The 603-nt window shown below is 66.5% G+C and carries 1 protein-coding gene; it reads right to left on the bottom strand.

Features of this window, described 5'->3' with window-relative positions:
- Positions 1-119: 119 nt before the first annotated feature.
- Positions 120-603 (bottom strand): TRAP transporter small permease (locus tag ALA01S_RS31375; protein ID WP_157119460.1); only part of this gene is annotated, 484 nt, incomplete at its 5' end.

Raw genomic sequence — 603 nt, 5'->3', positions numbered from 1 at the left:
ACCCGAGACCAGCAGCGAGTACGCGATAGGGATGCCCAGCGCCATGGCGCCCAGCAGCGAGCCCAGGAAGATGATGACGGTCATGTTGTAGTCCTTGAGGTTCTTGGCTCGTCAGGGCTTCAGCGCTGCGCGGCGGGCTTGGCGGCAGCGGTTTCGGGGATGGGCTGGTCCAGGTGCAGGTCGTGCAGCGCGGCGAGGTCCTCGCTCTCCTGCACCATCACCAGCTCCTCGTCGCGCACCTTGCCGGTCACGGTGCGGATCAAATCGCGCAGCAGCAGCAGCCCGGCGGAGACGGCGAAGAACACGCCGGAGGCGTAGAAGATGGCCACCGAGGCGCCCGTCACCGGGGCCTGCACGTCGGCATTGATCTGCGCCTGCATCACGCCGCCCTGGAACAGCAGCCAGGTGACGTAGAGCATGGCGAGCTGGCTGATGACCAGGCACACCTTCTTGCCCGTGTTGCCCAGGCGCGAGACCAGCATGTCCGTGCCCAGGTGGCCGTGCTCCTTGATGGCCACGATGGCGCCCAGGAAGGTCAGCCACACGAACAGCCAGCGCGAGACCTCCTCGCTCACCGTGATGCCGGAATTGAAGCCGTAGCGC

The sequence above is a fragment of the Azohydromonas lata NBRC 102462 genome (assembly GCF_001571085.1).
Taxonomy (GTDB): Bacteria; Pseudomonadota; Gammaproteobacteria; order Burkholderiales; family Burkholderiaceae_C; genus Azohydromonas; species Azohydromonas lata.
This window is presented reverse-complemented; position numbering and strand designations above follow the sequence as displayed.